15 protein-coding genes are annotated in these 13,293 nt (G+C 62.2%); all 15 read right to left on the bottom strand.

The window, feature by feature from the left end; translation table 11 throughout:
• Nucleotides 1-3: 3 nt before the first annotated feature.
• On the bottom strand, nucleotides 4-1,890 hold the full coding sequence (locus tag ACZ48C_RS01780; RefSeq protein WP_464782014.1) for a phage tail tape measure protein: 1,887 nt from the start codon (nucleotides 1,888-1,890) through the stop codon (nucleotides 4-6).
• A gap of 58 nt (nucleotides 1,891-1,948) precedes the next feature.
• Nucleotides 1,949-2,314, bottom strand: a complete 366-nt coding sequence (locus ACZ48C_RS01775; protein ID WP_464782013.1) for a hypothetical protein — start codon at nucleotides 2,312-2,314, stop codon at nucleotides 1,949-1,951.
• 3 nt (nucleotides 2,315-2,317) lie between these two features.
• Nucleotides 2,318-2,692 (bottom strand): phage tail tube protein, encoded by a 375-nt coding sequence (locus ACZ48C_RS01770; protein WP_464782012.1) that lies wholly within the window; start codon nucleotides 2,690-2,692, stop codon nucleotides 2,318-2,320.
• A 26-nt stretch (nucleotides 2,693-2,718) separates the two neighbouring features.
• Nucleotides 2,719-4,224, bottom strand: a complete 1,506-nt coding sequence (locus tag ACZ48C_RS01765) for a phage tail sheath subtilisin-like domain-containing protein (protein ID WP_464782011.1) — start codon at nucleotides 4,222-4,224, stop codon at nucleotides 2,719-2,721.
• A complete protein-coding gene (locus ACZ48C_RS01760) occupies nucleotides 4,221-4,415 on the bottom strand; it encodes a DUF2635 domain-containing protein (RefSeq protein ID WP_464782010.1) in 195 nt (64 codons plus the stop codon). Before ACZ48C_RS01760 ends, ACZ48C_RS01765 begins: the two co-directional genes overlap by 4 nt.
• Nucleotides 4,416-4,430: 15 nt before the next feature.
• Nucleotides 4,431-5,057, bottom strand: a complete 627-nt coding sequence (locus tag ACZ48C_RS01755) for a hypothetical protein (RefSeq protein ID WP_464782009.1) — start codon at nucleotides 5,055-5,057, stop codon at nucleotides 4,431-4,433.
• An 86-nt stretch (nucleotides 5,058-5,143) separates the two neighbouring features.
• The gene (locus tag ACZ48C_RS01750; RefSeq protein ID WP_464782008.1) at nucleotides 5,144-5,539 is read right to left on the bottom strand and encodes a hypothetical protein; all 396 of its coding nucleotides are present in this window, start codon (nucleotides 5,537-5,539) and stop codon (nucleotides 5,144-5,146) included.
• Between the two features lie 2 nt (nucleotides 5,540-5,541).
• Nucleotides 5,542-5,874 (bottom strand): DUF2190 family protein, encoded by a 333-nt coding sequence (locus ACZ48C_RS01745; protein WP_464782007.1) that lies wholly within the window; start codon nucleotides 5,872-5,874, stop codon nucleotides 5,542-5,544.
• 79 nt (nucleotides 5,875-5,953) lie between these two features.
• Nucleotides 5,954-7,441, bottom strand: a complete 1,488-nt coding sequence (locus ACZ48C_RS01740) for a phage major capsid protein (RefSeq protein ID WP_464782006.1) — start codon at nucleotides 7,439-7,441, stop codon at nucleotides 5,954-5,956.
• A 67-nt stretch (nucleotides 7,442-7,508) separates the two neighbouring features.
• Nucleotides 7,509-8,138, bottom strand: a complete 630-nt coding sequence (locus tag ACZ48C_RS01735) for an HK97 family phage prohead protease (protein ID WP_464782005.1) — start codon at nucleotides 8,136-8,138, stop codon at nucleotides 7,509-7,511.
• Between the two features lie 7 nt (nucleotides 8,139-8,145).
• The gene (locus ACZ48C_RS01730; RefSeq protein WP_464782004.1) at nucleotides 8,146-9,618 is read right to left on the bottom strand and encodes a phage portal protein; all 1,473 of its coding nucleotides are present in this window, start codon (nucleotides 9,616-9,618) and stop codon (nucleotides 8,146-8,148) included.
• A complete protein-coding gene (locus tag ACZ48C_RS01725) occupies nucleotides 9,618-9,824 on the bottom strand; it encodes a phage head-tail joining protein (protein WP_464782003.1) in 207 nt (68 codons plus the stop codon). The genes ACZ48C_RS01730 and ACZ48C_RS01725 overlap by 1 nt, the downstream gene beginning before the upstream one ends.
• A gap of 2 nt (nucleotides 9,825-9,826) precedes the next feature.
• Nucleotides 9,827-11,827, bottom strand: a complete 2,001-nt coding sequence (locus ACZ48C_RS01720; RefSeq protein WP_464782002.1) for a phage terminase large subunit family protein — start codon at nucleotides 11,825-11,827, stop codon at nucleotides 9,827-9,829.
• On the bottom strand, nucleotides 11,824-12,438 hold the full coding sequence (locus tag ACZ48C_RS01715) for a winged helix-turn-helix domain-containing protein (protein WP_464782756.1): 615 nt from the start codon (nucleotides 12,436-12,438) through the stop codon (nucleotides 11,824-11,826). The genes ACZ48C_RS01720 and ACZ48C_RS01715 overlap by 4 nt, the downstream gene beginning before the upstream one ends.
• 130 nt (nucleotides 12,439-12,568) lie before the next feature.
• Nucleotides 12,569-13,099 carry a hypothetical protein gene (locus ACZ48C_RS01710; RefSeq protein ID WP_464782001.1) on the bottom strand — a complete coding sequence of 177 codons (531 nt, stop codon included), beginning with the start codon at nucleotides 13,097-13,099 and terminating at the stop codon, nucleotides 12,569-12,571.
• Nucleotides 13,100-13,293: the final 194 nt, after the last annotated feature.

Below are 13,293 nucleotides of genomic sequence, written 5' to 3'. Positions count from 1 at the left end.
CCGTCAGCCGCCGGTGCTCGCCGGCATGCCGATACCGGCGGGCATGGTGCGCCCGGTATCGGCGTTGATTTTTCCCGAGGGGCCGCCACCCATATTGACGCCGACCTTCACCGTGCTGGCGATGCCGGCGAAGGCCTGCGCCATCGCGGCGCCGATCTGCGGGGCGGCGGCATTGAGAGCGTTCCGCATGACTTCGGCCATCTCGGAGCCGACCGCGCTGGCATCCGAGCTCATGCGCTCGATGGCGGCCGCACCAACCTCCGTACCGACCTTCTCTCCGCCCTCCATCCACGGGCGCCCGCTTCCGCCCTTCTCAAGGCGATCCAGATTGCCGATGATGTTCTGGAGGTCCTCGTTCCGCTGCTCTGGCCGCAGGCTGATTTCGGAAGCGTGGCTGTTGAAATAGTCGATCTCGGCCCGACGCGCGAGCATGGCGCGCGTCATGGAATCGCCGCCAGCTACGCCAGCAAGAGCTGCCGGTCGGCGACCCGGAACGGGGCCGATCCGAGGCATTTTCCCGCCTGACGTCCCGCCTCCAGGGAATTCCTTGTCCGGCTTCCAGCCATTCGGAAGAGTGGGTCCGAATTCGTATTTCGCGCGCAACTCCGGATCCTTGAAGCCGCCCTCGATGGCGAGGCGATCCTGTTCGCTCTGGCTAAGGCCAACTTGATGGAACTGGCTCTCTAAATATCCCATGCCTCGCGCCTTCAGAGCCCGGTCAATGGCATCTTGCTTGTCGGTCGCGGACACAACGGAATCGATTACCGGCGTTGCGACGCCGGCCACCTTCTGGCCGAAGCGCTTCATCAAAGCATCCCAACTTCCCGACAGCCTGTCGAGACTAGCCTGTACATCTTCCGTCACTCGCTTCAGATCGCGGAAAACCGTACCGTCAACATCTGCGGAATTGACCGACTCCAGAAAGCTCTTCCAGCTATCCGTGCTCGTAATGAGGGATTGCATGCCGAGCCGGAATTCCTGGTCGGTGAACAACTGGGGAAGCTTCGAGAGATCGCCCTTGATTGCCTCTTGAGACAGCCGGACGAACGCCTGCACAGCGCCCTCGCCCTGTTCGCGCGCAGCTTTTAGCTCCTTACGCAGATCAATGCCGAACTTGGCGAATTTCTTCGCCGTATCGTCGTTGTACATCTTGCCGAAGATGTTCTGCGCCTGCGTAGCAGCAGCAGAAGCCGAACCGGTATCCTCGCGGATCGTTTGCAGCATGGCGATCAGCTGTTTCAAGCCTTCCTCGCCCGTATATCCCAGCGACGCGAAGGAGTTCGCGAGTTCGGGAATGTAGGTCGCCATGTCCTTCAATTCGAACTGGCCGGCCTTGCCGCCCATGACCATGATGTCGAATGCGCGCTGCATCTGGGACGCCTCGATCTTCAGCGCCGACGACGCCTTGATGGCGGTATTCGCGATATCTTCCGTCGCTGAGCCAGAGGCCTGCGCGGTCGCAAGGACGGAGGGCAGGAAATCCATCGCCTCCTTCAACGACAGACCGGAGGAAACGAGCGTATCGACAGCGGTAATGGCGGCATCCAGCGGTAGAGCCATTTCCTTCGACACGATCTGCATCCGCCGGAAGGCTTCTTCCGTTTCGGCCGCGCTCGCATCGGCCGTGATGCCGATGCGCGTCATCTGTCGCTCAACGGCTGCAAAGTCCTTCAACGCGCGGGCGGAGAATGCTGCGACTGCAGCTGGCGCCAGGTAACGCGACATCACCGCCATGGTGGAAGCCGTCGCGCGGCCCAGTTTCCCCTGTTGTGCATTGAGGGCGGCGGCCTGCCGATTGACCTGCTGCATGCGACCCGCAACCTGTTGCAGGACGCGTCCGGTCTTGTCGACGGCCAAAATTTTCAGGCGGGCTTCGACTTCCCGTGTCACGGCTGACGTTCCTTCATCGCAACTGCACGATCAAACCAGTAGTGGATTTGCCCAAGCGTCATTCGGCCGACGCGGCCTGCATCCCATCCGAGCCGGAAGACGAGGAGGTCGGCGACTTCGTCCGTTCCGGCTCGGCCAAGAAAAAACCCTTCACCCGGCCAGCCAACGCCTGACTGTCCTGTACGTTCAGCTGGCCGAGATTATCGGCGGTGGGCCTCACAGCCAGCTTCTCAACATAGGCATTGATCACATCCGGCAGGGTGATGAGGACAGGCTGTCCATTCGGGCCGGGCTGCCATTGCTGCGGTTCACCGAGACCATCGATATAGATTTCCTTGAAAGTCGGCTCGCGCAGCTCGACCGACGAGAACGCGCCGTCATGCCCGGTGTAGCTCTTCGAGAGGGGAACGGTGACGTTCGCCATCGATCAACCCTCCGTCTTCCGGTAGGCCTCGGCGGCGATGGAGATGCCGGTTACCTCGCCGGTGATGCGATTCTTGACCGGCTCGCCGACGAGGAATGCGCGCGTGAAAAAATGCGTCACGCCGGTGTTCTCCTCGATGAAGGTCACATTGAAGCGGTCCGACTTCATGAGCCGGTCATAGTCGAGCCCGCGGTCGGCGAAGGTGATCTCGGCACGGCGCGCCGTCGGCGTCATGGTGCGATCGACCGATCCATCCTGGTTGGTGACGGCCTCGGTCGATACGCCGGAGGTGCTCATATTGAGCGTGCCGCGCAGCGGGATGAGATCGCCCGTCGACAGGCGCGTGCGGATGACGCCGCCAAAGTCTTTCTTGCCCATATTTCAGGTCCTTCTTTCGGCGGCGATCAGGCCGCAAGGCTGGTGTTGATCTGGCTGTTAGCGACAGCCAGCCCGGCGAAGATGTCGAGCGGGTTCACGAAGTCGAGCGGCAGGTGGATGTTCACCCGGTTCGGGTTCTCGGGGTCGCGCACAACGGTCAGCGCATCGATGGCGGCATTCGCGTTCTCCAGCACGCCCGACATTTCGAGGTAGCTGTGCACCAGCGTCGCCTTGATGTCCTTTGCCGTGGTGAGCGCTTCGAGATTATCGGGATTGTCTTCCGACAGGGCCTTGTTGGAGTGCTCGGCTGCGAGGTCCGCGCGAAACTTCTTCAGCGCATACATCAGCTGGTAGGGACGCTGGATATCGCGGAACGTCGTGTCGGGCGCGCCGTTCGTCGTCTGCTGCTGGGTGATGAGCTTGTCGATCACCACCTCGCCGCTGCGCGAAACCTTCCACGTCGAGACGCCGTTCTTCAGGAAGGCATCGCGCGTCGCATATTCCGGCCAGTAGGCGCGGTCCCGCGGGGCGGAGATGCCGTCGACGACAAGGCCGGTCTGGTTGCGCGAGACGTCGCCGTTCGAGCCGCCGCCCAGCCAGGGCGCCACCCGTGCGACCGCGCTCGCGACGAACTCGTAATCCGGCTCGGCGTTGCCGCCCGCCGAAAAGCGCGGCACGAGCGTCAGATGCCAGTCGTCGCGCGCCAGCCCCGCCGTGGTGAGGTCCGAAGACGTGCCTGTTTTCGGATAGAAGTAGTGCCCGTAGAGCTGCTGGACGTAGGACCATCGGCCGGAGATGTTATTGAGGAAGCTCGACACCTTGGCGAGATTGTCCGCGTCCCCGAAGGCCGAGATCATAGTCTCGAAGGGATCGTCGCCCATCCCGGCGAGGACGTTGGAAATGTCCGGCAAACCAGCGCCGGCCGTCGCGGTGGCGAAGGCGATCTTGCCGGTGAAGGCATTGTTGCCGTCGGAAACAGGGATATGGAAATCATGTCCCGCGGCATAGGTGCCCTTGTGGCGCGCCGTCACTCGCACGATCGTCGCGTCTTCCCCGTCGATCGCGGCCGTATAGGGCATCGAGCGACGGGACAGGCGATCGTAATAGCCGTTGATCGCGGCGACGAGGGATGTGGCGACATCGGCGGCGGTGGCGCCCGCCGGGATCTCGATCGAGATCGTCCGGCCGGCGATGGCGAGGATGCCTTGTCCGCCAGAGGCCGTGGGAGCCGAACAGGTGATCGTGCGCACCTCCGCCGTGCCGGTATCGGCAACGTTGCCGATCCATATCTCCTGAGCGGGCGCGTTGCGCCGCGCGGCGAGGAACATGCCTTCCAGCATGGAGCCGGCGCCGGCGAGGATGCGGGCGTCCATCGAGGACGAGCAGATCGCGACGGCGCCGGCCATCAGAGCCGCGGAGCCGAGGCAGTGACCAAGCAGGATCACGCGGCTCTCGTTCTCGAACTGACCGCCGGACGTGACGTCGAAGGCGAGGATCGGGGCCGTCAGGTTGGCCGGAATATTGCTGGTCATGCGTCATCTCCTGCGGGTTTCCGGGCCTTCCGGGGGCCTGCCGTTGCGGGAATTTTTTCGAGATCGCCGTCGCGCACGAGCCGCGCGACGTAGGGGTTGGAAAGATCGGCCGGCAGGCCACTCGCCGGCCAAGGCTGATTGCTGCCGGGCAGCGGCACGCGCCGCCCCTCCGCAGGTCGGTAAATATCCATGACGATGTCCTCTGGTTATGGCTGCGGCAGGCCTTCGGCCATCACGCCGAGATCTGTCGTTAATGTCGCACTGGTCAGAGCGGGAAGCGGCTGCATCGCGAAGAAAGCCGCCAGTTCGTCGAGCTTCGCTTTTGCATATGACCCCGCCGGCAGTTCAGCATGAAGACTCCGGCAGGGCTCGGGTAGCGAGCCTGACGGGACGTCGAAGTCATCGTCTTGCACCTCGATGCGCAGGCGAATCGAATTTCGCAGAAACCGAACGCCGAGATCGGGAGATCCGTAAGTCTTCACTTCGACGGCAGATATCGTCTTTGCGTACCTGCGAAAGAGCCGACCGCTCGGGGCATGCTCCAGAAGGTATCTCACCTGAGCGGTGAGCGCTTCGAGAACAAGCCGCGCTTGTGGATCGTCCTCTGAACGGACATAGACCTCTGTGTCTGCCGCGTCGTCGCCGGCGACCGCGATCTCCGCCACGATATCCAGGAGCGTGGAGGCGTCCCGATCATCGGATCCTGAGGCCGCGCCGCGGAGAGCCGCACTGCTCTCGGTCGTGTGCAGCACGAGAACCGGAGTGAAGGCGGAAGCATGGTCCAGATCCTGAAATGCCACCTGCCGGCTATCAAAGACGCGGTGCTGCGCCATTGTCGGAAACCCGGCCCCGCTTTTTCGCGAGGCGGTCGGACACAGGACCTCGATCGCCGCAAGGCGGACAGCAGTCGCCGACAACATCAGGCCCGCACCTTCCTGGCGTTCAGGACAGCGAGAACAGTTCCGAGACCATCGGGCTTGAAGCTCGATATCTCAAAATCCCGCCCGTCGGAAATGCGTCGCAGCAAGAACCCGGCCTCCAGCATCCTTTCGTCAACAAGGCGAATGGAAGCCGTAATTGCTGGAGCAGCATTCTGCAGTCGTCCCTGTCCTGTCAGGGGCCGCGCATACGCATCGTTTTCCACGAGAGTGTTTTCGAAGAAGCAGGCCATGGTTCCGTACGCCTGCTCATCGACCGCGAGGGCCGGCGCGTTCACATCCGTTCCTCTGGCGACCGGGATAACCGTCACCGCATCACCGTGCACTTTTTCCACGGTGATGCGGGAGAGACGGGCAAGACGCTGGAAGTCGGCCATCGTCAAACGGTCGTCGGACCCAGCAGGACGTCGCCGAAGTCGCTCGGGTTGGCGGCGGCGGCGGCGGCAATGCCGATCAGGGTGTTGCCGCTGTCCGCCGTCGTCGCCTTCCCTCCGGATGTCCAGTAGATTTTTGCGCCCTGTGTCCACGCCTGCGCCGACGTTTTCGGCAGGCGATAGACGCCGGTGCGCTGGAGCGTGAAGGATGCACCTTCGGCCGCCGTGACCGATGCGATGCCGACAAGCGAACCGATGATGACCGGAGTACCCGACACCACGCCGCCGGAGGGCGCGACGCAATCCAGGGCGTCGCCGGGCTGCAGGAAGTTTTTCATGGGAGTGTCCTCTTGAGGTGGGTTTCTCAGACCGGAGCCGCGCGCGAGTTGCCTGCGCGGCTCCCAAGCTTACGAAATGCTACGCGCCCGCGTTCTTGTAGCCGCCGCGGAAGTCCGTCGGACCGCAGCCGAAGTCGTGCTCCACGGACATCGCAAATCCCTGCTGGCCGAAAGGCTCGTCAAACCGCACGCGCGGTGCTTCGTAACCGTCGAGGTAGCCCCAACGGTAGTTCGAGATGCCGCTCGCCGGATCGGCGAACATGTACCAGGCATTGCCGGAAATCTGCGCAGTCTCGACGGGGTCGAGCCGGCCGGAGAAGATATTGACGTTGGACATCGTTGCCGGCGTGATGGAAGCGACCAACTTTTCCGCCTCCGTGATCTTGTCCGGCCCGACGAGGAGGATGCGCGCGCGGTTCTGGAGAAGCGGATTGCCTTCGAGGGATTTCTGCTTCGAGAGCGCCGCGCGGCCCTTGCCAACGTCATCAACGGTGATGGCGGATGCTGCCGCTGCGAGGTTGGCGTGGTCGGCGTGGAAGACATCCTTGCCATCCGCCAGCTTTCCGTTGAAGGCGCCGGCATAGAACGTCACCTCCTCGAAGAGCGCGACGGAATCACCGTAGCTGCTGAGCAACTCCGAGATGGCGCCGAGGTCGTCGTTGATCAGCATCTGCCGGGTGATGCGCAAAGCGATCGCATAGCTGAAGACCGAGATCTGCTCCTTGCCTTCGGAGAAGGTGCCGTACTTGATCTCGCCGTCCTCCAGGACCTTCTTGAGCATCGGGAAATCGCCGAGCTTGACGGTCGTATGCGGCCGGAAGTCGCGGAAATTGCGCTGGCGGGAGATGCGACGGTAGGTCGGCTGCGCCAGCGCGTACCTGGCTTCCAACGTCCGGTTGATTGCCCCTTCGAAGATTGCCGGGAAATCGGACGTCGTGTGCGAGGCGCGAATGTAGATATCGTCGATCTGGCGCGCATTGAGCACGAGGCCGCCCCGATATCCGATTGTTTCAGCGGCCATGTCGATCAGGCCCCGCGCCATGAACGGGCGTGCCGCTTCGCTGGGCCCTGCCTCGGGGATGGGCACGCCCATGCGATACGCCAGCGCCTCCGTCATCGCCCCGCGACGGGTTTCCTGCTCGTCGCGGATGATGCGCGCCGGCTCCGTCGGGTGGGCAGAAGAGCGGGCGGCAAGATGGTCGAATGCGCGGACGCGAAAATCCGTCAGGCTGGTACCCGAGCGGAGGGCTTCGGTGATGGCGGCATCATCCATGCCGGCCTGACGGCCGATGGTCATGATTTCCGCGGAACGCTGCGCCTCGTCACCAGTCGGCGTCGGCTGAGTTGCCGTTGCCCTCGCGGCGCGCCGCTCGACCTCTTCGAGGTCGGCCTCGCGCTTGGCGATCTCCGTCTCGGTTTCTCCTATCTCCTTGAGGATACTCTTGTGTTCGTCCTCGATCGCGCGGGCCGCATCCGGCTCCATGCCATCCTTGACCTCGGCGAGCTTGGCGGCGGCACGTGCCTTGAGTTTGGCAAGGTGCTCCCGCAACTCCTTGAGAGTTTTCATCGTATACTCCTTAGGGTGATACCGCGCCCCGGACGGCGAAAGTCGGGCAATGGCGGTGCGGGGTCCGCTAACTCGCCAATCCGTATTGCGCGGCAGCCATACGCATGCGAATGCGCACGAGCTCGCTGGTGTTTGCATCGTCAGCGACGACCCGGCAGGCAAACGTTTCGGTTTCATCTGCCGCAGCCCGGATCTGCGCGCCGGCATCGAAGGGGATAGGCACGGCCGAGATTTCCCAGGGTTCCCAGTCGATTACGCGATGAAGCGGCGTCTGGCCGACCCTCTCTTTCTTTTCGACGGCGTGAATGCGGTAGCCGACCGAGATGTTGGAAACGACGCCTTCCTTGATCTTCGCCACGCGGTCGGCGACGTCGGCCGCCTTCGAAAGCAGAACCTTGGCGACACCATTGCTTCCCTCGATGCGCGCGCTCCCTCGGACGACGGATCCCAGAACATCAGAGAGAGACCATTTGGAATGGGTATCGAGGAAGGGGGCACCGTTGTTCAAACGGTCGAGGCGGACGCTCTTCTTCGTGACGACGAGCTCCTCGTCGAACTCCCCCTCCAGCCACGAGACGCGCCGACCGGTTGCCCCGGTAGTGAAGACCACGTCGATGGTGTTGGCGGATTCGTCAAAGGATTGCGCGCGAACTTCCGCCTCCCGAATAAGCTTCGGGAGTCTGATAACGTTGCTCATTGGGTTCTCACTCCTGCGGAGGCTGCTCCGGCGGTCGCTGACTGCCGTTGGCGGGGCGCCGTGGATCGATGTCAAGCACGACGTTGTTTTGATCGGCGAAGGCGAAGAACGATTGGAAATCCGACACCACCGTGCGCCAGTCGTTGCCCCAAGCGGAAATAAAGTCCTGCGGCGGCATGCGGCCGGAGCGAACGGCAAGAATATCGGCTTCCAAGTCTTTCTTCGGATCGATCGGCTCGTTCGCCGGCATCACGAGACGAAAACGATAACCGTCGCGGCGACGCGCCAGCCTTCCGGCCAGAATGGCACGGTCGGTGAAACGCTTGGCCACCGGCATGCAGAGACGCGGACCAACGATGTGCCACTGAATCTGCTCAACGAGCCGCCGGAATTCGATCTTTCCAGCCCGCAGACTGGAGTAGTTTGCCTGCCTGAGGTCGCCGGTCATCTGGTCATATGTAAGACCCGCCCCAGCGGCCATGGCCTGCATGCCGGCGATGTACGTTTCGGCAAATGCCGACTGGGAGGAAGGGTTTGCAAACGTGATCTCGGCGTCGCCGATGTCCGCGATCATGCCCGGCTCGATCCGAGTAACGAGCTTTCCCTTGTCGTCCTTCTCTCCTGCAAGCACGCCCATGCCTCCGGGCTGCCGGTGAATGAACCCTGCAAAGCTGGCCTGCGTGCGGGCCTGCACGATCGCCGCCTCCATCAAGTCCTGTATCTCGTTCGCGGATATCAGAATGGGAGCAAACCACGATATCCCGCGGATTTGCCCCCAACGAAGCGGGCGATAGAGATGGCAAAGATCATCCCAGTCAATGAGCGATGACCCACCAATCGGTGAGGCGTATGCATCACCCGGATGTTCCCGATGCAGCCACAAACCTCGGCGGGCTCCCCACTCGCCAAGCTCGACGCCGAGACGCGTGCTACCGCCGCCGCTACGATCCCGCGCGGTATCTATATGATCGCCTTCGAGACCAAGGAGCCGGAAAGGCACGGAACCTTCAGCGGCACTCATGGGCAGGTCGATGAAACGCGTTACAGTATCGCCGCCCTCGACCATCGAGCGTACGGAAAGCGCCTGGTGAGCGCCAAAGTTCATCACCCCCTCGGCGTCGCAGCCCTCCTGCCATTCTTCGAAAACAAGCCTGAATGCCTTGTCAGCGCGATCGCTGCCCGTATCGGCGACGACGAGAATGCCTGTGCCGACAACATGAGATGTCAGCACATCCAGAATGCGCTGTCCTGCCCAACGGTCGCGCACGAAAGCGCGAGATCTATCCCGAAGCGCACGTAGGGCGCCGCCGACCTCGACACCGGCCGATGTGCTGCGGGCACGCCAGGCCTTGTTGCGGCGGCCGTGTTGGGCCGCGGCATATTCGCGTTCGCGATACTGATCCAGCATCGATCGCGCAGCGGCGCGTCGGACGCCCGCCTCCGGCGCAAACACGGAAACAAATTTGTCGAGCAGGTTCATCAGTAACCGTTGCCGTATTCAGCGAAGAGAACATTGCTGCCCGCTTCCGGTTTGCAGAGGGCATCACGAATGGCATCGCGTGCCTTGAAGAGATCGGCCATCGATTGATACTCGACCTCGTGTGTCTGAAACCGCACACGTCGGGCGCCTGAGGCGATCGCTGCCTCGATGGCGGCCAGATCGGCTTGCGTCCAGCTAGTGTGCATCTTCATCGATCCCAGAAAGACGGTCCGCCATCGAACCAATCGACCGCATGATCATCATTGTCGCGTCCGCCGCTGCTCGTCTCCACGCTCGCCACTTCCGCGACTGGCGCGCTGACGACAAGCGGCTCGGGCGCAAAGAGATCCGGAGACCGGATCGATTCAGGAACACCGCGCATGGCCGCCAATCGTCCCCATTCCTGGGGCGTCATGCGGGAAACACCGAGATAGTCAGCAAGCGCATTGTTGTAGACTTCACAGTCGAGGAGGTGGTTTTCCTCGCCAGCCCGCGGCACCCACTGCCGTTTTACGCGACCCTTGACCTTGACGGTTCCGAGATATTCCGAGGTGATCTGACGGAAATAGACCTCATCCATCCATGTACCGAAATGGATAAATCCCGGCGGGTCGACAGGCTGACCGGCAGCCATGCCCTCCTTGCGGAGATCAGCGTAAAACGCACCTTTCAATGACCATGTGCCGACCCCCCAGACCATGGCGCCGCCACGCACACGCTCACCACGAAAGTCGATATCGACCTTGGATGGCTGACCGAGAGCGGGGCGCGACCAGCCATCGAGACCCTTCACGGCGAAGGTGCGCATCTTTCCACGCACCCATGTGTAAACAACGTGGGAGCGGAAGCCGGAGTCGACGGCAAAAAGATCGATCTCTCGCGTCTTCCCAAAAGCGTCCGGCCATTTCTTCGTGCGGATTTCTTCCAGCTTGAGAAAAGCGCCAGCATGCGGATCATCAGTGTCACCGGCGATGTAGCCGGCATCGACGACATACGACTGGCGGTCGGATGCATATGCGCGGATCGAATACCAGATCCCGGCACCCTGAATATCGGCCGCGCCCGTGAGGATGAGCCCCTGTGCCGGGATATGCCCGCGCTTGAGGACTTCGCTACGGCGCTCCATCAGGCGGACATGATCCGGTGCGTCGCCCTTCATTTCGTAAGCGAGCCCGAGCGTGAGATTATGAAATGCCTTCAGCTTGAGTGGATCGCCATTGGCAGAGATGAAACGCGAGGCGATCTTGTCCCATGGCACGAACGGCGAGCTGAGCGCGTCGAAATGATACGACGGATATGCGCCGGGCCGAGATGCCAAAGGAACCCAGCGCCCCTTGCGCATCAAGGAAACCTTCTCATGTGCCTCGACGATCGTGCCGCAGCATGGCGTCACATAATGAGCTTCATAAGGGTAGGTGTCATTGAACCGGAAATGCTTCCGATCAAAGACGAACCGGAACTCGTCGCCGCAGCCCGGGCAAGGCATGCACCAGTACCTCTGGTCCCCGGCCTCGAATAGGTCATCGATTTTCGAGGCACCCTTGACGGTCGGGGTCGAAACATAGGCGCGCAGCCACTCGCCGGACATCAGGAAGGATTCCTGACGCGCCTCGATCATCGCGAGAGGGTCACCCTGGCCGTCGAGGTCATCCGGATACTCATCAACCTCGTCGAGGTAGGCCTTCTTGATCGTCTTCGATCGAAGGTCCGCCGCGGAATTGGCAATGGCAAGCGTCAGCGATCCGCCAGCATAGCGCTTTGATGTCGTCGTCGACGCGTCACCATCGCGGGATGTCTGCGGCTTAACCTTGCGCTTGAGAACGGGTGATGTCTCGATCGAGACCGAGAGCTTGTCCTTGTTGAAGTCGGACAGCGCGCCCGTTGTCGGCTGCACGATCATGGCGCGGCATGGCTCGGTATCGATCATATGCCCGGCCGCCGCGATGATCATAATCGTGAAACCGGTTTGCGCCGACTTGCGCACAGCCACCTCATTGACGCCGCTGTCCGTCGCCATCATGTCGAGTGGCTCGCGGATGTACGGCGTCAGGCTCGCGTCCCACAGGCTTCCCGCCTTCGGTCCATCCGGCACGTGAAGATAGGTCTCAGCCCAGGCAGACGGCATGAGTTGGTCTTCCGGCATGACGCCGGCCGCAACGACGGCGGCGAGAACGGCGAGCGCCGAACGTTTAAGCGTGACCTTCATCATTCGTCTCCGGAAGCCAGGTCGACCTCGACGCCGGCTGCTTCTGCGTCCAGCGCCTCACCGAGAAGCGCCGTCATTTTTGCGGAAATGGCCTGCCTCTGCTTGTGGATCTTCTTGCGAAGAACGCGCCGCATGGCCGGCTCGCCTTGCGATGAGGCTTCGATCAGGTCAGGGATCCAGTCGAAGGGCTGCTGCAGTTCGCGGACGATCTGCTCGACGATGCGGATCATGGCCGTTTCGACGCCATGAGGACCACGGACTGCGACGACCTGACCAGTGCGCTCCGCAAAGTCGAGCGCCTTGAGCTTTGCCTCATACTGTGCGCGCTCAGCCTGGGCGTCGCGCAGCGGACCGCTCGCTTGTGGTTCGCGCGTGGCGGCCTGCTTCGTTTCGGCGGCCTGCTCTCGGAACACGTCACCGACCTGGCCGACGACGCGATCGTAAGTCGCCAGCTCGACGAGCTTGCTGCGCCCCTCACGGCGCGTGACGATCAGACCGTCGCGCTCCAGCTTAGCAATCCGCTCGCTGGCGCTTTGTCGCGTCACGCCTTTGCGTTTGGCGAGGTCGGCCACGGAGACCCAAACGCCGCCGTCGTCTGTCGCGCTCATCGTCAGGCTCTTTGTCAGGGTTTCCGCAATGTCAGTCAGGGATGTCAGGTCAGTTTATCAACCGATCTGACTAGCGAAATTTCGGGCTCGTCCCGGCCCGCAAGGGAGGGGTGCCGGGGAAGGACCCGTGAGGAGGTCAGCCGGGGAGAAGGCGACCCAGCTCGTGGAGGACGCGAGGCGCGAGATGCTCCTCGATCAATTGGGCCAGCACCTTGACGTACTCGTCCGGATTGTTGGTGATGTCGTGCGAGGGGTTCGGACCAAAGAGTTCGCGAATCGGCAGGCGCTCGGAACCCGATCTGATCATGACGCCGACGTGTCCGCTCTTCATCTTGGCTCGGAAAGCTGATTTCAGTAGACCTCGACCTTTAACGCGAACGCCTTCGGCAGTTTGCTGGTGCGGCAGCTTGGCTAGTCCGATCCAATCGGACTTCATCACGACTTCGACAGAGTGCCCTCCAGCGTTGAATGCCGCTGTGGTCAGCGCGCGAACCATGCCTACCGGCAGATCGGTGCGCCTAGATGTTTCTCGAACTATGCGCGTCCGTGCCATGTCGCGCATTCGGCGCATTGCTCGTGCAAACGCCTTGGCCTTTATCTCACCAGGTAGGCGAGCGACGGAGCGACCAAGAACGTCGATCTCGGATGCATCGAAGACTAGCTGCATGCTCATACCCTTTGATGCACGAAAGGCGACCCTTCGGCCGCCTTCTGTCATCCGGTCATAGCTGTAGCACTGGCCCTGAATCGGTGCCTCGTCATCGAGGCTGACAGGGCTGGGGCTGACCGGTGTACCGACCTCGGGATTGCTCCCCGCTGGCTAGGCGTTCTCAGAGGCTCACTGCAGGATCATCAGCTCAT

It is taken from the genome of Shinella sp. 1A1 (assembly GCF_055379515.1).
This window is presented reverse-complemented; position numbering and strand designations above follow the sequence as displayed.